A 19,711-nucleotide genomic window follows, 5' to 3' on the forward strand; every position below is an offset into this window, starting at 1 on the left:
CAATAGTCAGCACGTCACCAAGCAGTGTGCGCCGATTGTAGTTGAACTTTCTGATATTTCTTGCGGAAAAAGAAAGAATCAAGCTGAAAGCTATAGGCAGCAACAGATGGATGGTTGATGGAAGCACTCGCTCTGCTATTTGTGATAGGAGCCTTTGTAGCGCTTTTGGTTCCTGAGAAAAAACCGAAAAAGCCCAGTGCTGGCGATGATTTGTTGAAAGGGTTGAAAGCTGTCGCTGGGGAAATCTTTGCCGACAATCTGCTGAAGGATCCGCCTCGTCCAGGCAAGAAACCAGGTAACCCGTGGGAATCACCCTGGGCTGCAATGCTCTTCACCATCCTGATCGGCATCCTGCTGACCTGTTTTTGATGGCGACAGTTTACGCATCAGTCTGCCAAGGCTGAGGGCCAAAACGCGCCTGGGAGCAATGTCAAGCATGAGGTCTATCCGGCGTTAGCTCGTCCTCTATTGCAGAAGACGGGGTCGTCGTGTGACGCCAGCGTATATGGGATGGGGGTTGAATCAGTGGGAACAGCCGTCTCGGCTGTTCCCACTGACAGGTCTGGCATTAATTAGCCAGCATTGGGATTTATCTAATTCTGATTCTTAAATGCGATCGCATCCTGCCTGGCTGATTGACAGTGTGCTATCGCCATCGTCAGCTCGACACCTTAGTCATTTTCATCGTTCTCCAGATCATCCAAGACTCTGAAGATATTAAGGATTCCGTTAATGGGATCTAAAATTCCACCAGCCGCAGTCCCAACGAGTTCTAAGAAGTCTGAGGCTCGGGCCACACCTGAACGCGAAACCAGGACAATATCGTTCTCCCGCAGTGGAGGATTGTCGGCGTCGTCAATGCCAGTTGCGAGGTCAACATTGATATCGCGCTTTTCGACGGTGCCATTGGGATTAACCCGAATGAACGTGACTGTAGCCGTCCGCGCCCGCGCATCAGCAAAGCCACCCGCCGCCAAAATCGCTTGGTTGAGCGTCGAGTTTGGATCAATTTCAATCCGCCCAGGCGCTTCCACTTCGCCCACAACATCCACTTCAATAAAGTCTTGCGCAAAGTTCGCCGTTGCTAGCGTTCGCGCCTCCTCTGGGCTAAGGGCCACAGCCTGCGGCACAAACACGGTGTCCCCATCCCGTAGCAGCGCATTCTGAGATTGGTCGCCCTCTACCAACAGAGCATAAAAATCAACCGGAATCACTTCTCTGGTGCCATCCGGTTCGGGGCGAATCAGCTCAATATTACGAATATCCGCGAGTTGGGTGATCCCACCAGCGTTTTGGATGGCTTGGGCAACGGTACGGAGTTCGGCCACCGAAACTTCAGTCGCGGCAGCCCCTTCTTGACGAGTGGTATAAGCACCTGGGGTATCCACTTCTCCGGCGACAGCAATGCGAATGGGGCGAGGGGCGGATAAGGAAAACGTCACCACCGGGTCAAAGATGAATGCTTCGTATTCTCGCGCTACTGTTGCTGCTGCTTGTTCTAAACTCAGGCCAGTGACATAAACGCTACCAATCCACGGCAGGCTAATGGTGCCGTCGGTTAGTACACGATAAATGTTGTCAGTTACCAAACGGTTGCCGCTTTCGTCGTTGGTCAGCTCTGGCACGTTGAACACATCGAAGCGAATGTCGTCCCCTGGCCCCAAGAGATATGTAGGAATACTTTGAGACGGATTGAAGGTTTGGGAATTGCTGGTAGGCAAGCGCTCGGGGCGGCGCTCTAGTGGTGCAAAGGCATCGGCATCAACCTCTTCGCGCACACTACTATCGGGCAGAGATTGGGCCCAGGCTGGATAGAGGCATCCCCAGGTCAAGAGTTGGGAAATCAGCACCGCTGAGATCGGCAACCGGGATCGCTCTAGCACCAGAAACGCATTCATCATCATCACTCCCCGTAGAAAATTATTCTGAAAATCTGAAAATTTTACCGTCCCTGCTATTCCACCAGAACACAGGTTTAGCCTTGATGCATCGACAATTTTTCTTGCTGCGGGGTTCCCCAGCGTTGAGGCAAACATCTGGGAACACACAGTGTCCTCTTGGCAAGATTGTCGGCATTCAATGCCAGCAAGTTTTTTGGGCTATGTTTGTGGTGCAAAAACGCCTCAGTTAAGCAAATTAAATTTAGTAGTATCCTGTAGGCTGCGATCGCGCTGCTTAGATGCGCCATCATTTGCATACGTTAGTATCCACTGGATACCGTTGCAAATTTCGATCCCGGCGAGTTCATGAAATCTTTAAGCGCGACTCACGAAATATACGGATGGTTTACATAAATCTGACTGCTCGACCATGAGTGTCCCACAGAGATTAGTCCTCGCTCGCAAGGCCCGCAGTCACTGGGTTGATTGATGAATAACTTGCTGAGAATGGAGGACTCGGCTCTGCCTAACTTTTGTCTGATGGGTGAGAAACCCCCATAGGCGGTTCATAACGGTACGTTGCGCTGATTTATTGAGGACTCCTGCATGGAACTAGATCCTAAGTCTCTGAACCCGAGCGATCGCTACAAGCTACTCATTGGGAGTGTGGTGCCTCGCCCGATTGCGTTTGTCTCTAGTCTGTCATCTCAAGGGGTGGTGAACTTAGCACCATTTTCCTATTTCAACGCCGTGGGACATAAGCCATTAACGCTGATGTTTAGCGTCAGCAAAAAGCCTGATGGCAGCGACAAAGACACCCTGCGCAACGTGCGCTCCAAAAGCGAAGGGGGCCTGGGGGAATATGTGATCAATCTGGCGGTGGCGTCTTACGTGCAGCAGGTGGCCGAAGCTGCCGAACCGCTGCCCCATAGTGAATCAGAGTTTGATTATTTGGAGCTTACGAAAGCCCCTAGTCGGCTTGTAGCGCCGCCACGCGTGGCGGAGTCCCCAGTGGCGTTCGAATGCAAGACCATGCAAATTGTGCCCGTTGGCGAATTCACCATGGTCATTGGCGAGGTAGTGCATTTATTTATTCGCGATGATTTAGTAGACGATCGCTACCACGTCGATACCGATAAACTAGGCGCAGTGGGACGTTTGGCTGGCTATGATTACTGCCATATCCGAGATCGCTTCACCATTCCCAACGGTTTTTCTGCCGAGAAAAAGGCCGCTTTAGAGCAACCCCAGCAATAGGGAACTGGAGAGAGAGCCGGTTGGCGATCGCGGCGGGGAGATGCCAGAGTTGCCCAGTGATATAACGTTCTGCTGGGAAGCACGACAGGATGGCGACCAGGGTTTGTATGCTGTACCCATAGCGGTGTTGCATGTGTCGAGGGGAATGTGTGGTGTTAAATTCAACTCTGCCTTTTGTACCCAATGCGGCGACGGCGGCGGGCGATGACTTTGCTGTTACCTTTGCCCCGTTGTCGCTGGATGAGGCGTATCGCTTAGCGGATGATTCGCGGAATGGGGCGATCGTGGTGATGAGTGGCATGGTGCGCGACCACACCGAGGGTCGTGCCGTTGCTTACCTGGAATATCAAGCCTATGAACCGATGGCGTTGGAAGTCTTTAAGCAAATCGCCGCCCAGATTCGCCAACAGTGGTCAGACGTGACCACTGTTGTCATTCACCACCGCACGGGCAAGCTCACCATCGGCGAAATTAGCGTGTTGGTGGCGGTGGGTTGTCCTCATCGTGGCGAGGCGTTTGCTGCCTGTCAGTATGCGATCGACACCCTCAAACACAATGCCCCCATCTGGAAAAAAGAACACTGGGAAGACGGTGCCAGCACCTGGGTCAGCATCGGTGCCTGTGAAGCGGAATGAAAGAAGATTGGATAGACAGTTGAACCGTGCAGATATGGTTGAAGCAAAAGTCATTCAGCACGGGCGAATTGACTGGGGTGATGATGAAGTAGAAGTTTTCCAACTTTTAGACGGCTCTTCCCGACTCGGTTTAGGACGTTGCTGCTGATTTGATGCATGATGTTACGGCTGCATCCCTATGAAAGCTCGTTTACAACTCCGACGAATCATCTATACATTCAGCAACGCCCTGCCGATACCTTCGGCCTATAGTCTTGACCTGCGCCAGAAAGCGATCGCGGCATTGGTACCGCGACGCTAACCGAATGGCATCATCGATACCGCACCAGCGGTGAGGTTGCCGCCAAACAGGGCAACCAACGCGGGCATAGTCATAAAATTACTGACTGGGAGGCGTTGCGGGCGTTGGCCGCGCGACATGGGGACAAGACTCAGGCGGAAATGGCCCAGTTATGGTCCGCAGAAATTAGTGAAGATCACGATTGGGCGGGCATTTCAGTGGATTGACTTGACGCGCGAAAAAAGCGCTATCCCTACGCCGAAAGAGACTTAGAGAAACGCCCAGCCGATGATGCTGAGGTCGTGCAATACGAGGAGCACCAGCGAGTTTATCTCGATGAAGCGGGCATCAATAATACCGACAGTTATGGGGATAGCTGGTGTCCCCAAGGCAAACGGTTTGCCGCCGAGGCCGGGGCAAGCGGGCTGAAATCAGCTTCGATCGTTCTCTATAAAGCGCTTCAAGCCTGCGTTGAGGACGCAGGCACGATTCTTCTATTCGTCCAATATCAAAAACAACTGCAAACTGTAGGCTATTAAAAAGCGGCTGCTCAAGGAGCAACCGCTTTCAAGCATATTACGGCTATGGCAGCGCCTTGTAACGCTAAACGGCGGAACCAACGCCGGCGTAAGCTCCATAGAAGAATAGACCTACCACGACAAGCACACCCGTGCCGGCGACGGTAGCCACAATCCACAAAGGAATCCGTCCATTCTTAATCATTTCAATACCTCCTACTCACAAACTATCAACACAACAACAGCGACTTAAAGTCTGATGCAACTACTTGAGCTTCCAGACTTTAGTTGAAGAAGTAGCTGGAAAACAATAGCCCAGTCACAAAGACCAACAACAGCCCCAAGTAAAGGGATGTGCGATTTAGCTCGACTGGTTGCTTATTCGGATTCTGATTCCGGTCCACTGATGTGCTCCTATCGCTGAATAAACTGCATTGCGGCGATCGCGCCCAAGAAGAAAACGCTGGGAACGCCAAGGGTATGTACGGCTAACCACCGCACTGTAAAAATTGGATAAACCGTCGGTTCATTGGGAGTGTTCGTCATATCCTTCTCACTGATTCATTCGACTGCACTATGGTTGAAAGTTTTAAGGACTATTATTGTCCCAAAAACTCTTTAATCTGCTGTTCTGCCTCATAGCGATCAGACACAATGGGCAGTTCCATCTGGTTGCTTTGGTAGTACTCGTTAGGACGAGGCGTGCCAAAGGCGTCGTAGGCCAACCCAGTGCTTACAAACAGCCAGCCAGCAATAAACAAAGCGGGGATGGTAACACTATGAATGACCCAGTAACGGATGCTCGTAATAATGTCGCCAAAGGGCCGTTCGCCGGTATCACCTGCCATATCAACCTCACATGTAACGTGTGTATCAATCCTATTACTTAATGATACGGAACTCAGGAATCCATCACAAGTTGGATGCTGAGTTCCGTATCAACTGAGTTATCTTCAAACTTCTTGGGTGCCAGCATACCGCAGTAAGTAGCCGTTCTGGCCCAGAATAAAGCCCTGTTCTGGCGTGTTGAAGACAATTCTGTAAAGGTTCGAAGGTACCTGATCAACGTCGGTATCTTTAAACCAGGTCAAACCATCATCAGGACTGAAGTACAGCGTTCCACTGCCGCCCGAAACCCAAAGCTCCTCGGAGGTGCGAAAAGCCGCATCCAAAAAGCCCCAGCTGCTCGCCAACTCCGGCGTAATGGGCTCTTGCCAATCGTCTTCCTCACCGGTGAGCGAAAACTGAATCTGCCCACCCCGCTCTAGCAGCCAAAGGCCATTATCTTTGTCAAAGCCAATGTTCTGCAAGCGGCGAGAACTCTCGCGGTTGAAGGGATGCCACTCAAGGTCGCCGGGAGACCATAGAGAGTAAAAGTTGCCCCGTGATGATACGGCGGCATAGCTACCATCGACACTACGGCTCATATTGCGCACGACGCCCACTGCGCCAAGCACTAGGCCCTTCCAGTTCTGGCCACCATCGCGGGTGCGGTAAATTGCGCCCACATCGGTCGCTAGCTCAGCTTCTTGGTCAGCTAATGCGGTGATAAGGAAAGGTTTGCCCGGCAATTTGTCGCTCAGTGGTACGCGTTCCCAGGTGTCACCACCGTTAGTGGTGTGGAGTAGGATTTGTGGCTGCCCCGCAACCCAACCTTCATCACCGATGAAACTGACGGACGTAAAGGTGAAGCCTTTATCACCCAGATCAAGCGATCGCTGTGCCCAGGTTTCGCCCCCGTCACGGGTTTCCATCAGGGTGCTGCGACTGCCCACCAGCCAACCGTGATTGGCATCTTCAGTAAAGGCAATATCGGAAAAAGTCGCCGCCGTATCCAGGTGCACCACCTCCCAAGGATTCTCCTCAAGGTCGGGCAAAAAGGCATTACTACACCCAAAACATAGGAAAGCGATCGCCACAATCGCCCCCAGCTTCCGTAAATGAACTAATAAACCACCCATGGCAGCTCAACATCCTCAGCCGTAACAACATCAATACGCGGATCTCTCAACTATGCGTGCCCTGGCTCATCGCAAACCGTAGAGACTGATAAAGAAGAAAAACCCGACTGCTAACGCCCCAAAAATCAGAATATTTTTCTGACCGGGCGTCAAAACATTCACCCCTAACCCGTAACTCAAATTTTCCTTAAAGCCTGAGGGAGTACCGGCTGGTCCAACATTGGCAAAGCGCTTTTTCTGGGCTCCACAAACTGGGCAACGCCAGTTGAGCGGCACCTCGTGGAAGGGGACGCCAGCCGCAATCTGACTGCGATCATCCCCTTTAGTCGGCTCGTAGGTATAGCCACAAGCCATACACTCGAATCGATCCATTTCCTGTGGGGTTAAAGGCTTTTCCGGCTCCGGTGCCGACTCGGCATTGGTTGCCTCCATCGGTGCGGCATCGTGCTGGTCAGCCGATTGCTCATCAAGCGGGCTGCTCGGCTCAACTTGTTGATTAGGCTCAGACGACATCACTTATTTCCCTCGACGGCTCTACAAACAGAATCAGCTAGATAGTCTGTATTAGACTTCCAAAGACCGATTATGAAAAATTGAAATATTTCTTACCAATTATGACATGGCGCTGAACCTTACTCTCGGCGAGGTCAATTTTGGCGAGGTTATCTACAGCTCATGTTTGGCTATTGACCAATGATGAGACTGCCTAATCACCCGCATGGAAACTCCAAAACACTCGCGAGTGGGAACGGTCTGAAGTTCAAGCGAATGTAAACTAATATGGAAATGCGTACAGCAAAAGATTATGTGTGATCGTGAGTGAGGATACGTAGTGTTTGTCTTAACCGGGTACGAATACCTCTTAGTCTTTCTCCTGTTGTGTGGTTCGGTGCCGATTTTAGCCCTTGGTATCGCTTACTTTTTGCGACCAAAGCGGGAAGGAGCTAGTCGTCGAACCACCTATGAATCGGGGATGGAGCCCATTGGCGGGGCGTGGATTCAATTCAACATCCGCTATTACATGTTTGCCCTGGTCTTTGTCATCTTTGACGTTGAGACGGTGTTTTTGTATCCCTGGGCCGTGGCCTTTAGCCAGCTGGGCATTTTGGCATTCATCGAGGCTCTGATTTTCATCGCGATTCTGGTAGTCGGTTTGGTGTACGCATGGCGAAAAGGAGCATTGGAATGGTCATGAACCCTGAAAGTAAGGTGCCGATGCTGGCTCCTGATGAGCGTTTGATGAATCCCGTCGGCGCTCCTACGGTGACCCAGGATCTTTCGGAAAATGTCATTTTGACCACGGTGGATGATCTTTACAACTGGACTCGGTTGTCCAGCTTGTTTCCACTGCTATACGGCACGGCTTGTTGCTTTATTGAATTTGCGGCGTTGATTGGCTCGCGGTTCGATTTCGACCGCTTTGGCCTGCTGCCCCGGGCCTCTCCCCGACAAGCTGACCTCATCATCACTGCGGGTACTGTCACCATGAAGATGGCCCCAGCCCTGGTGCGGTTGTATGAACAAATGCCTGATCCTAAGTATGTGATTGCTATGGGCGCTTGCACGATTACGGGTGGCATGTTCAGCATGGATTCACCCACAGCAGTGCGGGGGGTCGATAAGTTAATCCCGGTGGATGTATACATTCCCGGTTGCCCGCCCCGACCAGAGGCGATTTTTGATGCCATCATCAAGTTGCGGAAGAAAATTGCGACCGAATCTTGGGCCGACCAATCAGCGATCGCGCAAACCCACCGTTACCATACGACTCAGCATCAGATGCAGGCTGTCTCGCCGATCTTGACGGGTAAGTATTTGCAGACTGGTGCTCACGAAACGCCTCCGAAAGAGCTGATGGCGGCCATGGGCATGTCAGTCGAACCTTCTTTAGAGGAAGCGAAGCAGGAGGAAGCCAATGGCTGATGCCGATGTAAATCAGAATGCAGCACCGGAAGAAGAAGGTGCCATCGTAGAAGCTGGGCCAGTGTCAAAATGGCTGACTGAAAATGGGTTCGGTCACGATTCTCTATTACCTGATCATTTAGGTGTTGAAGTCCTGACGACTGAGTCGCAGTTCTTAATTCCCATTTGTACCGCTTTGTTTGCCTACGGGTTTAACTATCTGCAGTGTCAGGGCGCATATGACGAAGGCCCTGGTAAATCTTTGGTGAGCTTTTATCACCTCGTCAAAGTCAGCGATGATGCCACCAGTCCTGAAGAGGTGCGGGTCAAGGTGTTTCTCCCGCGTGAAAATCCTACGGTGCCGTCGGTCTATTGGATCTGGAAAGCGGCTGATTGGCAAGAACGCGAAAGCTATGACATGTACGGCATTGTGTACGAAGGTCATCCCAACCTGAAGCGGTTGCTGATGCCGGAAGACTGGAAAGGGTGGCCTTTGCGCAAGGACTACATTTCGCCGGACTTTTACGAATTGCAAGACGCTTACTAGATTGCTGTTCGCCTTTATGAGCTGGTTTTTGAAGGATGCACGGTGTTAGCTGTGCATCCTTTTTAGTCTGAACATTTGGCTAACCAACACGACTTGGAAGGTTAGAAGTCCCTTTGGTAGAGAAAAAGCCAAGCTGGCATCAGCATCTCCAACACCTCTGTGACCGATCGCTTTGCCCCTTGTCAAGGGAAGTCTTGACGACGGGCAAGAGCGGCTCCAAGACGTCTCGCATCAGTCCGTACTATGGCTGACCGATCGTTTGCTGAGTGTCATCCGCAAAGCTCAGTATTTCCGAGGTTTGGCCCAAAGCCAGGGCTTGCTGCAAGCGCGACTGCGCCAGATAATTTCACAAAGAAGTGGCGTTTGACTGCTTCCTCGTTGCGTAGCTGAGCCGCTTCAAAGCCCGCCACCGGCCTGCAAAATCTCAAGCGGCCATCGATAGCTTCAGGTATTGATCATCCGTCTGCTCTCCCAGGTGAGGACATCGGTGAGCAGAAATCGCGGCGGGTCGCTCAAGTCAGGCTGTTCGTGAACCATCACCAAAGTGGTGCGCGCCCATCCTGCTTGAGGCGCAACCCTTTGGTAAAAGTCCCGTAGGATTTGACCGTACCGTTGCGCCCCGGCAGGCTGTAAGGTCGAAAACTCTCTGGATGCTCTCGGCGTAACTCCATCGACAACTGCCCTACTGCCTGCCACTGCTGGCCCCAGAAAATCAGCCGAGTCTTCTCCAACTCACTCACCCAGCGATTGCCCTTTCCAGAAGTGGCGGCAACTGACTGGTCGCGGCGGACCCTGCCCCTCAGAGTGGAGCGGAGCATTCGTGTGAGCAATGCGCTCACAACGCATGAACGCCTCAATTCCGGGGCATTAGAGCCTCTTACACCTTTCAATCAGTGGCAGGCAATATTTGGCTATCATAGCCCGATCCCTGAGCGATCGCCGACAAGGAGAGCACTCACAGCCTTAATTGGCGTTGGGTTGAGCGGGGCGATAGGGCACCATGCCTTCACCGAGTCCGGCTTCAGCGGCTTCATCCGACTCCAAACCAAGTGCCAAGAGAGGATTGTTCAACACATCAGCCAGGTTCGTGACCGCGTAGGCAATCAACTCATTGGGGTTGAGCAAAATCCAGCCCTGAGCCGTCAGTTCACGGAGTTCGAAGTGCAGGTGAGGGCCAGTGGAATTCCCCGTACTGCCGACCAAGCCAACGACTTCGCCCTGTTGCACAGTTTCGCCGGGGCGCACCAAGATGCGAGAGAGGTGGGCGTAGCGAGTTTCCAGTGTGCCTTCGGCGTGGCGCAAGATCACGATCAGGCCATAGCCGCCCATATAGTCGGCAATGTGGACTTCGCCGTCTTGGGTCGCCACGACTGGGGTGCCTTCGGGAGCGCCCAAGTCAGTGCCAGTGTGGAAGCGGCGATCGCCAAAAATCGGGTGAGTACGCCAGCCAAACAGGGACGTAATCGGTGATGGCATGGCGAGCGGAAACACAAATTCTTGAGTGCCGCGCCGCATCACGTTCAGAGAACGCAGCTTTTCATTGAAGTATTCGCGACTGATGACCGTGGTATTGCCGATGGTGACGCCATTGCCGCCGACGCTCACAGGGCCGACAGAAAACTGAGCACCTTCATCATCCGTGGCGCTGCTGTAGGCGGGCGCGTTGTCGGCCTCAGCCCCTGTTCGGCAGTTACTAGAGGATACTGATTGCCCTTCTGACAGGCTCAACTGGCAGCCAGTCGCGCGATCGGAAAACAATAGAGACGGGGAGTTTGGCGAACTTGTGGCTCCCAAGCTGTAATCAGTGGTGTCAATCAGAGGATTGTTGAGCAGCGTTTCGGCGTTGACCTCAACTGGGGGGACGCTGTCAGCCACAGAACCACCAGGTAACGGACTCGCGTCCGCTGGTGTGGAAGATTCAAACACCGGGGTGGCAAAGGGGGGATTGGAGCTGGGAGAAGGCGCTGAGCTGAGCTGCGGCTTCAACAAGGACTCGGCTGAGGTTGCCGCCGGCGACACGGGCGGTACAACTTCGACCGCAGTGGGCATCTCCAGCGGGCGCTCGGCCTCGGCGCGGACGGGCAGGCTGCCGAGCATAAGCGTTGCACTCATCGCCCCAACACTGCTCAACCATAGGAGCGCATTCCCAGATATCAGGGAATGCAGATGAGCTTTTGATCGGCGGGAGAGTTGCTCCAGCTGCATATTCGCTGCTCCGTCAGATACCACGATAGACCTCAGTAATTGTAGCCCAGGCTAATCTCACCTGGTTTTAAAGATCGGACGAATTTTTCATCCCCGTGCTGCATTCTAACCATCAAGTCCCCCTGTAGGGAGACGCCTGCTACCCGAGCAATGTGCCCATCTACTGTAACGGTTTTTCCTTGGTGGGCCAGTTTTTGGGTATACGCGTTTACGAAAGCGGCATTGCCCTGCTGCTGCCAGTAATATACCCCCTGCATGATGCCTCGAAGGGCGATCGCGGCCAACTCTTCCAGCGTGTTTAAGGTCGGCGTTAGTGACGTTGGTCCCCACTCGCGCAGAGAGACGGCGTTCGGGGGCAGGGGGTTATCCCAGTTGAGGCCCACGCCGATGACCACCTGCTGCAATTGCGGGGCCTTCCCTGCCGTGGAGGAGTTTGCTAGCCGACTCTCGGTTAAAATGCCGCCTACTTTTCGCCCCTGGCTAACGAGATCATTGGGCCATTTAATTTGAATGGGCAGACCCAAATTCCCCAAACTGGTGGCAATCCCCCAGGCGCTAGTCAAGGTCAGTAAGGAACTTTCGGAGAGCGGCAACTCCGGTTCCAGCACCAGAGAAAGGTACAGTCCCCCGGGTGGTGACACCCAGGTGCGGCCCCACTGTCCCCGTCCGGCAGTTTGCGCAGCGGCGATGACGACGGTACCCGCGCCACGACCCTGGTCGATGAGCTGCCAGGCGGTTTCATTGGTCGAGGGCAGTTGTTCGTAAAGGTGGAGTTGGAAATCAGGCCGCAAGGGGGCGACTTCAGCCAGTAGCCCCAACTCGGCGGGGGAGCGAGCGAGCGCCCTGGTTAAGCGTTGAGCATCGAGCATACTTTAGAGAGAGAGTGGGGAAATCGGAGGCATTATTAAGTCCTGATGTTAGGGAAGCAAGGGAGCGAGGGGGACAAGGGAGCGAGGGGGACAAGGGAGTGGGGGAGCGAGCGGGCCGGATCGGGTGCGTGATTTTCTCAACTTTGTGCTGGCGTGCTGTTCTCACTAAAGTGGCGGAACATGCAGCAAAATAAATTCGCCGCAATTATAAAGCAGTGGTAGTAGTCTATCGAGGACAGCGGGGAGCGCCGCGATCGCCCTGTTACGCTAAACGGGGTAAGGTGCGAGCTAGGGCGGATGATGTTCGCGGGTGGCGCTCAGTTCCTGGTTACCGATGCAGTGCAAATGAGGATGAGGGGTATATGTCAACGACTCGGCAATCTAGCGAAGAAATGCTGCAAGCGCTGCGATCGCAGGTAAATGCAGAGCCCCACCAGAATGGTCAGTCGCGGGCTCCGTGGACGATTGAAGACAGCGAGGAGCTGTACCGCATTCATGGCTGGGGCGATCCTTACTTTTCTATTAACGCGGCGGGGCACGTGATGGTCGCTCCTCGGGGCGATCGCGGCGGCTCTCTGGATCTCTATGACTTAGTGACAGCTCTCAAACAGCGGAATCTCGGCCTGCCCATCCTGATTCGCTTTTCCGACATTTTGGAAGACCGCATCGAACGGTTGAATGCCTGTTTTGCCAAAGCGATCGCCCGCTACCGCTACAGCGGCGTTTATCGCGGCGTCTTTCCGGTGAAATGCAACCAGCAGCGGCACCTGATCGAAGATTTGGTGCGGTTTGGTCAGCCCCATCGCTTCGGGCTGGAAGCCGGGTCAAAGCCAGAACTGTTGATCGCCCTGGCGACCCTCGACAATCCCGGCTCCTTGCTGATCTGCAACGGCTATAAGGATCTGGAATATGTGGAAACGGCGATGCTCGGCCAGCGGCTCGGCCACACCCCAATCATTGTCTTGGAGCAATTGGACGAAGTGCCCCTAGTGATTGAAGCCAGTCGGCGGCTGAATATTCGCCCCATTCTGGGGGTGCGGGCCAAGCTCAGCAGCAAAGGCATTGGTCGCTGGGGGGGGTCAGCGGGCGATCGCGCCAAGTTTGGCCTCGCCATTCCCGAAGTGCTCAGCGCGGTGGAACAGCTTAAGGCTGCCGGTATGCTGGACTGCCTGCAACTGCTGCATTTCCACATCGGCTCGCAAATCTCTGCCATTAGCGTCATCAAAGATGCCCTGCGGGAAGCCTGCCAAATTTATGTAGAGCTGTCGGAGTTGGGAGCCCAGATGGGCTATCTCGATGTCGGGGGCGGCTTGGGCGTGGACTATGACGGTTCCAAGACCAACTTTTCCGCGTCGAAAAACTACAGCATTCAAAACTACGCCAACGATGTGGTGGCGGAAGTGCAGGAAGCCTGCTCCGCTCGTAATCTGCCGGTACCGACGCTGATTAGCGAAAGTGGGCGGGCGATCGCCTCTCATCAATCCGTGTTGGTGTTTGACGTACTGGGTACGAGCGATCGGCCCGGCATAGAAGCGATCGATCCCCCCGCTGCCGACGACCATGCCCTGCTACGGGAACTGTACGACACCTACGCCCATGTCACCATCAAAAACTATCAAGAGGCATACCACGACGCCGTTCAGTTCAAAGACGAGGCCATCAGCCTGTTTAACTTTGGCTACCTCAGCCTGACCGAACGGGCCAAGGTGGAGCGGCTCTACTGGGCCTGCTGCCGCCGCATTTTGGAACTGGTGCGCCATGAAGACTATGTGCCCGACGATTTAGAAGAGCTGGAAAAGAATCTGGCGTCGATTTACTACATTAATTTGTCAGTGTTTCAGTCGATGCCGGATGCGTGGGCGATCGATCAGCTCTTCCCGATCATGCCCATCCACCGACTGGACGAAGAACCGACCAACCGGGCCACCTTGGCCGACCTGACCTGCGACAGCGATGGCAAAATCGAGAAGTTCATCGACCTGCGGGATGTGAAGTCGGTGCTGGAACTGCACCCCATTCAAGAGCACCAGCCTTACTATCTGGGGCTCTTTCTCGGCGGAGCCTATCAGGAAATTATGGGCAACCTGCACAACTTGTTTGGCGACACCAACACCGTCCACATTCACATGACGCCCAAGGGCTACCACATTGAGCACGTGGTGAAAGGCGACACCATGACGGAAGTCTTGAGCTATGTGCAGTACGACTCCGACGACCTGATCGAAAACATTCGCCGGCGATCGGAACACGCGTTGCAAGATGGCAAGATCACCATTCAAGAGGCACAACTGCTGCTCCAGCACTATGAACACAGCCTCAACCATTACACCTATCTGTCTACGGACTAAATGTTCCAGAAAACGCGTTTTACAATGAATTCAACAGCGTTATGGAGCAGCGGATGTTGGAAACTGAGATTCTTCAAAAGATGCAAAGTGCTTCTATCGAAGAGCGCATTCGCGTCATCGAACTGCTACTGCAATCTTTAAAGCAAGAACTGGTGCAAAATCCGGAATTGCCCGCTGCCCCAACTGAGCAGCCCAGCCGTGCACCCTTTGGCTATATGAAAAATACTGGTTCTATCAAAGGAGATATTGTGTCGCCTGTGGTTCCTGAAAGTGAGTGGGAAGTTTTGCAGTGAAGCTGCTCCTTGATACCCATATCTGGCTCTGGTATGCCTTTGAAGATACTCGGCTGTCAGATGATCTACGCGGGGTAATCGGACAAGACACCACCGAGGTCTGGATCAGCCCGATCAGCGCGTGGGAAGTTATGCTGTTGGTCGAAAAGGGTAAAGTCATTGTTGAAGCAGAACCGACCGAGTGGATTCGCGACTCCTTAACAGCGCTGAAACCTATAGACGCTGCTGTAACTCGCGAGATCGCTATCTTGAGCCGTCAGATCAAGCTACCCCATCAAGATCCCGCCGATCGCTTCATCGCGGCAACAGCTCTGCACTACGGTCTACAGCTCGCCACCGTAGACCAGAATTTAGTCAGCGCTGAATGGCTACCAACAATCAGTTGAGAGCGCTGGTATTCACATTCAGTTTGACCTACGCCGCTTCGCTCACTCGGCGCGATCGCAATAGCTGCACAAAGTCATCGCTGACGGTGTGGTCGCGAGTGTCGGCGGCGTAGTCAATGAGCTCTTCGCGCAGGGCTAAGGCATCTGCGATCGGCATCAGTTTGGCGAGCAGAAAATAGACGCCGCGAAAGCGAGGGTCGCTCATGTGCTGTTGGGGGCGATCGTTGTTTTTGCCCAAAAAGGTCTGCACGATAAAGAACTCCATCACCTTGTCATGGCGAAAGTTCCACTCTTTGGTGGGCTGGCCTTCGTTATCGATGCCCTGGCGTCGGGTCACCATCTTGTGGCGTTCCATACACTGCAGTTCTTCAAAGAATTCAGCTTCGGGAATGGCGGTGTGATCCTGCAGGCGCATGTCATAAACCTGCTGGGAAAAGGCAGCGAGGGGAAACTCACGCAGATGCAATTGCTGGTAGTCAGCGGCCATGAGCTTGTATTGCTGCTGCTGGAGTTGAAATAAATTAGGCGGCTCTTTGTTGGCGATCATCTGCGCCACAAGGCTGAGATCCATAGGGTTGGAAAGAATGCGCCGCGCCGCCGTCAGTTCTTCGGCGGGTTGATTGGGGTGAAGGGCTGCTTCTAGGGCGGACTGGCAGGCGGCAATGTAGGCGTCGCCTTGGATGGGCGCATCAGCTGAGAGGGTCGGCTCCCGTGAAACCAGAAAGGCTTGAATTTTGTCGCGCCTCAACGGGTTGAGTTTGTAGGTGGTGGCGGTCGCCGGGGGCCGCCACTCCAGGGGCTGAGTGGTCATGATGATGTTGCCCTTAAAGTAGCGCTCGACAAATTCGGTAATTTTGGCGCGAGTGTCGGCGGTGACTTCGTTGAGGCCATCGATGCAAATATCAATCGCGCCGCTGTAGATCAAATCCCGCAGAAAGTGCGGATCCTTCGCCAGTCCATGTAGCTTGACTTGAATCGCTTCACTGACGCCATCGGCACAGCGATCGGCCGGTAAGAAGACCATCGTGCGCGGCGGACGGGTGATGTACTTAATCACCTCAAAGCGGCTCCGGCCTTGACGTCTCTGCAAGGTTCTTTGGATCAGGTGACGCAGAAACATGGTCTTGCCCAAGCCAGACTCGCCCTCTAGAATCACTTGGCCTTTGATGGCGGGAATTGCCTGTTGTAAGGGCTGTTGCTCTCCAGTGGCCTTGGTCTCAACAGTGGAATCAGGGAAGTAGGCGGCTGGGGTAAAGCCTGCCAACCCGGCATCAGCGAGTAAGGAATCTTGAAAGGGGGCGAACAGGCGGGCCCGCAAGAACGGAACCCAGGTGAGGGCAAAGCCGACATACCCAGCGCCAAAAATGCGCCGCATCCAGGGATTCCAAAAGAAGATGGCCTGCACCTGGGGGGAGCGGGGGTAGATAAAGACTAAAGCCAGCCAAAAGAGGGCGTGAGCCATCCACACATTGCGACCAATCCAAATACCCCGCCACCACTCTAAAGTAGCGATTTCGCTGGAAACCGCAGCCGCCTGGGTAGATCCCATCGCCTTTAGGTTTTGATGATGCTGTCGAAGTAAAGGCAAATCATCAGGTGTCCAAGTTGTTGCCTCAACAATGCTGGCAATCTGCCGAGGCCACTCGTCATCTAGTTTAGTCAAGCTATTGATTTCATCTGTCCATGCTTCAGCAAAAACACGTAAAATCTCTCTGGCTTCTCGGTGAGTTAGTTGAGTCGCGTCAGGTAAAAATTCTTCATCACGTAACCCCAGCCACCGAATCAAGGTCATCGCATCAGCCTCTCCATCACTTAGGTAGTAAGCCATAAAGCGAAAATAGTCCGCTTCAAAGGTATTTAAGCTGACGGCATTGAGGAGATGTAATCGTGTTTCATTGCTTGCAGGGCCAAGCTGGCTAAGAGCATTGGCTGCCACTACAGATACAGTTTCATCAGCTTCGAACCTACTGCGCATCTGCCATTGCTCAGAGAGAATCCGATTCAGTTGTGAAGTTGCGCTCTTGGCTACGTCAGGCTTGATTCGATAGAGTGCTTGAGTTGCGCGATAGCGCAAACGGTGGTCAGCACGAGTATCGACGATAATTTCTCCTAACTGTTGAACTTGCTCTGGAGTGGCTTCGCCAATGCTGCCAAACGCATGAGTAGCTGCAATACGTACATGACCATCAATATCAGGATTGGCAATTAACGCAAATAATTTTGCCCCCTCAGTGGATGCAGCCGGCCCCATCGAGCCTAAAGCCCTTGAGGCTTCGAAACTCACCTGCGGATCGATATCGGGATTGGCTACCAGGTCAAACAATTCAGCAGCTTGCTCGATCCCAGACTCACCCATTTTGTGAAAGAGCCAGGTAAGGCTATAGCGAAAATATTCATCTTCATTCAGGTTGGCAATCAATTCAACAATTTGAGCAGCATAGTCTGCGACTACTTCGTCCATCTCTGCCAAGGCTTTCACGGCGGCAGAGCGCACATCATCGTCTTGACTAGGGTCTGCGATCAGTGCAAACAGTCGAGGAGCCTGATCAGCAGCAGGATTGCCTATCTCACTCAAAGCAAAAGCAGCACCGCTTCGAACGTTCTGTTCATCGGAATTGGCAATCAGCTCTGTGAGTTGAGGGGCATAATCGACCACTGCTTCACCCATATTCCCGATTGTGGCTGTAGCCGCCCAACGAAGTTCCTTATCTTCATCGCGATTAGTAATCAACTTCATGATTTCCGGAGCATAGTCAATGGCTGCCGCTTCAAAAGTTCCGAGTGCAGACAGTGCTGCACGTCGGACGTCTATATCAATGTCAGGGTTAACAATCAGGTCTATAAGTTGGGAAGCCTGATCGATACTGGGAGTCTCCATAGTCCTTAGGGCACTAATCGCCGCCCAACGAACATTGTCATCTGTATCAGGATTTATAATTAGCTCAAAAATCTGAGGTACTTGCTCAGTCGCGGCATCTCCCATCCGTCCAAAAGCGCTGCCCGCAGCGGAACGAACATTTCTATGTCCTGCAACTGCTAGAGAGTCATCCTCTGTTTTTGGATCGATCATCAGTGCCCAAAGCTGGGGCGCATTTTCGCTAGCTATTGGCCCCATTGCTTCAAGCACCGCGATCGCTGTCGCGAGTGTTTCTGGTGGACAAGATCTATTGGCCTCTGCATAACAATTTCTGTCATGCAAGATGTCCACAATCTGTTCGTAAACCTTTTGTGGAATAACTGTTTCGTTGCTAAGAGTTTCTAAATCAAAGTCTGCTAATTTGCCGAGCGCTTGCGCCCAAACCAGCGGATCGGAATCTTTCAATGCCGCCATAATGCCTTTATGCTGCCAAGTTTCGAGTTTGGGTTTTTCATACTCTTCTTGAGCATGGCCACTGCTGCTCAGCCCTAACACCAGCACAACTGTCAGCAGTGCTAATACCAGCCCCCTCCACCATCGCCGTTGCCGCATACCAACCCCTTGCCACTGCTCAGGTCTATCCTAGGGCCGCTCTACAGTCTTGGTCTAATTTCTCACAAAGACTTTGGTAGTGCTGTGCTTGAATGCTGGCAATCAGACAATGTTCTCTAAAATTGGCGACGGGCAAAGATAAACACGGCGATCGCCAACAACAGCGCAGTGTAGAGCAAGCCATAAAGTAAGTGGCCGAGCAGTTCTGGTGGGGCGGGAAAGAGCGTCATGCCGTACACCGCCTCGTTGCGAAAGTTGAGGCGCTCTAGATCGGGCAGCACTAAGTACATGGCACTCGTCACCCGTTGAAAGAGGGGGCTCTCGGTCAGCTCGCCCAAGGCCACAATGTCTTGGCTCAAATGCCCCATGAGGTAAACCCCAATGGTCAACAAAGTGGCGAGCAAGGAACTGGTGAACACCCCAAATAGCAAGGCCGCTGCCGTTAACAACATCAACTCGATAAACGTGTAGAAAATGGCGAGGAGCAAACTACCCGCGGTGAACTCAATTTGATTGAGAAGGAGCACACCAAAATAAATTGCCGTCAAGCAGGCGAGGAGCACTGCCAGCACCGCCGAGAGTCCGAAATGCTTGCCCCAGATAAATTCGAGGCGGCTGATGGGCTTGGAAATGAGCACCAGCACCGTCTTTTTCTCAATTTCTTTGTTAATCAGGCCCGTGCCCACAAAGACTGTGACCACGAGACCGAGCAGGTGAATGCCCGCCATGCCCAGGTCAAGGATAATTTTGTCTTGGGCGTTGGCCGCTACGCTGGGCAGCAGGGCCGCTGCGGCAAACATGAAGACGGCATACAACCCCATTAGATACAAGACGCGATCGCGAATCACTTCCTTGTAGACGTTGGTGGCGACGACAAAAATACGCGACAGACTCATAGCTCTCAAACACTCGCTTTGCCTCAGACTGCAATGATACGTCTCTTTGTCCAGACGCAACGACTGAAAGAGCGATCGCGGTTAGCGCCTTTGGGTATGTGTTTAGCATCAAGCTACCGTCGATCCCCCTTTATCCCCCTGAAAAAGGCGTTCATATACTTCGCGCACCAAGTCCCCCTCATCCCCCTGCCCCTTCTCCCAAAACTGGGCTACTAAGTACACACAAGTCATGTTGTAGTAGGATGCTGCCAGAAAACATGGGGTC

General features: G+C 53.2%; 23 protein-coding genes. 11 read left to right on the top strand and 12 right to left on the bottom strand.

All coding sequences use genetic code 11. The annotated features are described in order from the left end of the window. Window positions 1–117 precede the first annotated feature (117 nt). Window positions 118–369 carry a hypothetical protein gene (locus tag JUK32_RS09810; RefSeq protein WP_204138678.1) on the top strand — a complete coding sequence of 84 codons (252 nt, stop codon included), beginning with the start codon at window positions 118–120 and terminating at the stop codon, window positions 367–369. Window positions 370–671: 302 nt separating this feature from the next. Here JUK32_RS09810 and JUK32_RS09815 read toward each other — a convergent pair whose 3' ends face one another. Then, window positions 672–1,898 (bottom strand): polysaccharide biosynthesis/export family protein, encoded by a 1,227-nt coding sequence (locus tag JUK32_RS09815; protein WP_204138679.1) that lies wholly within the window; start codon window positions 1,896–1,898, stop codon window positions 672–674. 588 nt (window positions 1,899–2,486) lie between these two features. Here JUK32_RS09815 and JUK32_RS09820 point away from each other — a divergent pair. From JUK32_RS09820 to JUK32_RS09830, 4 genes are all read left to right on the top strand, one after another. Continuing rightward, window positions 2,487–3,137 carry a flavin reductase family protein gene (locus JUK32_RS09820; protein ID WP_204138680.1) on the top strand — a complete coding sequence of 217 codons (651 nt, stop codon included), beginning with the start codon at window positions 2,487–2,489 and terminating at the stop codon, window positions 3,135–3,137. 152 nt (window positions 3,138–3,289) lie between these two features. Next, window positions 3,290–3,772 carry a molybdenum cofactor biosynthesis protein MoaE gene (locus tag JUK32_RS09825; RefSeq protein ID WP_375541560.1) on the top strand — a complete coding sequence of 161 codons (483 nt, stop codon included), beginning with the start codon at window positions 3,290–3,292 and terminating at the stop codon, window positions 3,770–3,772. Between the two features lie 178 nt (window positions 3,773–3,950). Next, window positions 3,951–4,073: a hypothetical protein gene (locus JUK32_RS28005; protein ID WP_255538194.1), complete on the top strand. Its 123-nt coding sequence runs from the start codon at window positions 3,951–3,953 to the stop codon at window positions 4,071–4,073. A gap of 281 nt (window positions 4,074–4,354) precedes the next feature. Then, on the top strand, window positions 4,355–4,591 hold the full coding sequence (locus tag JUK32_RS09830) for a hypothetical protein (RefSeq protein WP_204138682.1): 237 nt from the start codon (window positions 4,355–4,357) through the stop codon (window positions 4,589–4,591). 64 nt (window positions 4,592–4,655) lie between these two features. On the opposite strand, the gene JUK32_RS09835 is transcribed toward JUK32_RS09830, so the two are convergent. The 6 genes from JUK32_RS09835 to JUK32_RS09860 all read right to left on the bottom strand — a co-directional run bounded on the left by JUK32_RS09835 (window position 4,656) and on the right by JUK32_RS09860 (window position 6,963). Next, on the bottom strand, window positions 4,656–4,775 hold the full coding sequence (locus JUK32_RS09835; protein WP_063776177.1) for a photosystem II reaction center protein J: 120 nt from the start codon (window positions 4,773–4,775) through the stop codon (window positions 4,656–4,658). Window positions 4,776–4,854: 79 nt separating this feature from the next. After that, the gene (locus JUK32_RS09840; RefSeq protein ID WP_204138683.1) at window positions 4,855–4,974 is read right to left on the bottom strand and encodes a photosystem II reaction center protein L; all 120 of its coding nucleotides are present in this window, start codon (window positions 4,972–4,974) and stop codon (window positions 4,855–4,857) included. 10 nt (window positions 4,975–4,984) lie between these two features. Further along, entirely contained in the window at window positions 4,985–5,116 is a 132-nt protein-coding gene (gene psbF, locus JUK32_RS09845) for a cytochrome b559 subunit beta (protein WP_039726697.1), read from the bottom strand. Between the two features lie 53 nt (window positions 5,117–5,169). Beyond that, window positions 5,170–5,418 carry a cytochrome b559 subunit alpha gene (gene psbE / locus JUK32_RS09850; protein WP_039726698.1) on the bottom strand — a complete coding sequence of 83 codons (249 nt, stop codon included), beginning with the start codon at window positions 5,416–5,418 and terminating at the stop codon, window positions 5,170–5,172. A gap of 105 nt (window positions 5,419–5,523) precedes the next feature. Then, the gene (locus JUK32_RS09855) at window positions 5,524–6,531 is read right to left on the bottom strand and encodes a photosynthesis system II assembly factor Ycf48 (protein ID WP_204138684.1); all 1,008 of its coding nucleotides are present in this window, start codon (window positions 6,529–6,531) and stop codon (window positions 5,524–5,526) included. Between the two features lie 66 nt (window positions 6,532–6,597). Continuing rightward, complete coding sequence (locus tag JUK32_RS09860) at window positions 6,598–6,963, bottom strand: rubredoxin (protein ID WP_204138699.1); 366 nt, start codon at window positions 6,961–6,963, stop codon at window positions 6,598–6,600. Window positions 6,964–7,363: 400 nt separating this feature from the next. On the opposite strand from JUK32_RS09860, the gene JUK32_RS09865 reads away from it, so the two are divergent. Genes JUK32_RS09865 through JUK32_RS09875 form a run of 3 tightly spaced genes read left to right on the top strand, consistent with a single transcriptional unit; the run spans window position 7,364 to window position 8,980 of the window. After that, the gene (locus tag JUK32_RS09865) at window positions 7,364–7,726 is read left to right on the top strand and encodes an NAD(P)H-quinone oxidoreductase subunit 3 (RefSeq protein WP_204138685.1); all 363 of its coding nucleotides are present in this window, start codon (window positions 7,364–7,366) and stop codon (window positions 7,724–7,726) included. Further along, complete coding sequence (locus tag JUK32_RS09870; RefSeq protein WP_204138686.1) at window positions 7,717–8,454, top strand: NADH dehydrogenase subunit K; 738 nt, start codon at window positions 7,717–7,719, stop codon at window positions 8,452–8,454. The genes JUK32_RS09865 and JUK32_RS09870 overlap by 10 nt, the downstream gene beginning before the upstream one ends. After that, entirely contained in the window at window positions 8,447–8,980 is a 534-nt protein-coding gene (locus JUK32_RS09875; RefSeq protein ID WP_204138687.1) for an NAD(P)H-quinone oxidoreductase subunit J, read from the top strand. Before JUK32_RS09870 ends, JUK32_RS09875 begins: the two co-directional genes overlap by 8 nt. 536 nt (window positions 8,981–9,516) lie before the next feature. Here the strand turns inward: JUK32_RS09875 and JUK32_RS09880 are convergent. The 3 genes from JUK32_RS09880 to JUK32_RS09890 form a co-directional block, all read right to left on the bottom strand. Then, window positions 9,517–9,720 (bottom strand): hypothetical protein, encoded by a 204-nt coding sequence (locus tag JUK32_RS09880; protein WP_204138688.1) that lies wholly within the window; start codon window positions 9,718–9,720, stop codon window positions 9,517–9,519. Between the two features lie 223 nt (window positions 9,721–9,943). After that, complete coding sequence (locus JUK32_RS09885; protein WP_239112508.1) at window positions 9,944–11,092, bottom strand: M23 family metallopeptidase; 1,149 nt, start codon at window positions 11,090–11,092, stop codon at window positions 9,944–9,946. Between the two features lie 125 nt (window positions 11,093–11,217). Further along, window positions 11,218–12,054, bottom strand: a complete 837-nt coding sequence (locus JUK32_RS09890) for a biotin--[acetyl-CoA-carboxylase] ligase (RefSeq protein WP_204138690.1) — start codon at window positions 12,052–12,054, stop codon at window positions 11,218–11,220. 392 nt (window positions 12,055–12,446) lie between these two features. Here JUK32_RS09890 and speA point away from each other — a divergent pair, with 392 nt between their 5' ends. From speA to JUK32_RS09905, 3 genes are read left to right on the top strand one after another with little or no spacing between them, the layout of a single operon-like run. Then, window positions 12,447–14,402, top strand: coding sequence for a biosynthetic arginine decarboxylase (speA, locus tag JUK32_RS09895; RefSeq protein ID WP_204138700.1), 1,956 nt, complete (start codon window positions 12,447–12,449; stop codon window positions 14,400–14,402). A 53-nt stretch (window positions 14,403–14,455) separates the two neighbouring features. Then, window positions 14,456–14,695 carry a hypothetical protein gene (locus JUK32_RS09900; RefSeq protein ID WP_239112510.1) on the top strand — a complete coding sequence of 80 codons (240 nt, stop codon included), beginning with the start codon at window positions 14,456–14,458 and terminating at the stop codon, window positions 14,693–14,695. Beyond that, window positions 14,692–15,081, top strand: coding sequence for a type II toxin-antitoxin system VapC family toxin (locus tag JUK32_RS09905; RefSeq protein ID WP_204138692.1), 390 nt, complete (start codon window positions 14,692–14,694; stop codon window positions 15,079–15,081). The genes JUK32_RS09900 and JUK32_RS09905 overlap by 4 nt, the downstream gene beginning before the upstream one ends. 28 nt (window positions 15,082–15,109) lie before the next feature. Here JUK32_RS09905 and JUK32_RS09910 read toward each other — a convergent pair whose 3' ends face one another. Then, a complete protein-coding gene (locus tag JUK32_RS09910; protein WP_204138693.1) occupies window positions 15,110–18,550 on the bottom strand; it encodes a HEAT repeat domain-containing protein in 3,441 nt (1,146 codons plus the stop codon). 116 nt (window positions 18,551–18,666) lie between these two features. Further along, on the bottom strand, window positions 18,667–19,446 hold the full coding sequence (locus tag JUK32_RS09915) for an ABC transporter permease (protein WP_204138694.1): 780 nt from the start codon (window positions 19,444–19,446) through the stop codon (window positions 18,667–18,669). Window positions 19,447–19,711 lie beyond the last annotated feature (265 nt).

The sequence above is a fragment of the Halomicronema sp. CCY15110 genome (genome assembly GCF_016888165.1).
In the GTDB taxonomy this organism is placed as follows: domain Bacteria; phylum Cyanobacteriota; class Cyanobacteriia; order Phormidesmidales; family Phormidesmidaceae; genus Halomicronema.

Excerpts from the sequence above, each read along its gene's own strand:
- JUK32_RS09810 (WP_204138678.1), top strand. The coding sequence starts at position 118 with ATGGAAGCACTCGCTCTGCTATTTGTGATAGGAGCCTTTGTAGCGCTT.
- JUK32_RS09815 (WP_204138679.1), bottom strand. The coding sequence starts at position 1,898 with ATGAATGCGTTTCTGGTGCTAGAGCGATCCCGGTTGCCGATCTCAGCG.
- JUK32_RS09820 (WP_204138680.1), top strand. The coding sequence starts at position 2,487 with ATGGAACTAGATCCTAAGTCTCTGAACCCGAGCGATCGCTACAAGCTA.
- JUK32_RS28005 (WP_255538194.1), top strand. The coding sequence starts at position 3,951 with ATGAAAGCTCGTTTACAACTCCGACGAATCATCTATACATTCAGCAAC.
- JUK32_RS09835 (WP_063776177.1), bottom strand. The coding sequence starts at position 4,775 with ATGATTAAGAATGGACGGATTCCTTTGTGGATTGTGGCTACCGTCGCC.
- psbF (WP_039726697.1), bottom strand. The coding sequence starts at position 5,116 with ATGACGAACACTCCCAATGAACCGACGGTTTATCCAATTTTTACAGTG.
- psbE (WP_039726698.1), bottom strand. The coding sequence starts at position 5,418 with ATGGCAGGTGATACCGGCGAACGGCCCTTTGGCGACATTATTACGAGC.
- JUK32_RS09855 (WP_204138684.1), bottom strand. The coding sequence starts at position 6,531 with ATGGGTGGTTTATTAGTTCATTTACGGAAGCTGGGGGCGATTGTGGCG.
- JUK32_RS09860 (WP_204138699.1), bottom strand. The coding sequence starts at position 6,963 with ATGGAGGCAACCAATGCCGAGTCGGCACCGGAGCCGGAAAAGCCTTTA.
- JUK32_RS09870 (WP_204138686.1), top strand. The coding sequence starts at position 7,717 with ATGGTCATGAACCCTGAAAGTAAGGTGCCGATGCTGGCTCCTGATGAG.
- JUK32_RS09875 (WP_204138687.1), top strand. The coding sequence starts at position 8,447 with ATGGCTGATGCCGATGTAAATCAGAATGCAGCACCGGAAGAAGAAGGT.
- JUK32_RS09885 (WP_239112508.1), bottom strand. The coding sequence starts at position 11,092 with ATGAGTGCAACGCTTATGCTCGGCAGCCTGCCCGTCCGCGCCGAGGCC.
- JUK32_RS09890 (WP_204138690.1), bottom strand. The coding sequence starts at position 12,054 with ATGCTCGATGCTCAACGCTTAACCAGGGCGCTCGCTCGCTCCCCCGCC.
- speA (WP_204138700.1), top strand. The coding sequence starts at position 12,447 with ATGCTGCAAGCGCTGCGATCGCAGGTAAATGCAGAGCCCCACCAGAAT.
- JUK32_RS09900 (WP_239112510.1), top strand. The coding sequence starts at position 14,456 with ATGTTGGAAACTGAGATTCTTCAAAAGATGCAAAGTGCTTCTATCGAA.
- JUK32_RS09910 (WP_204138693.1), bottom strand. The coding sequence starts at position 18,550 with ATGCGGCAACGGCGATGGTGGAGGGGGCTGGTATTAGCACTGCTGACA.
- JUK32_RS09915 (WP_204138694.1), bottom strand. The coding sequence starts at position 19,446 with ATGAGTCTGTCGCGTATTTTTGTCGTCGCCACCAACGTCTACAAGGAA.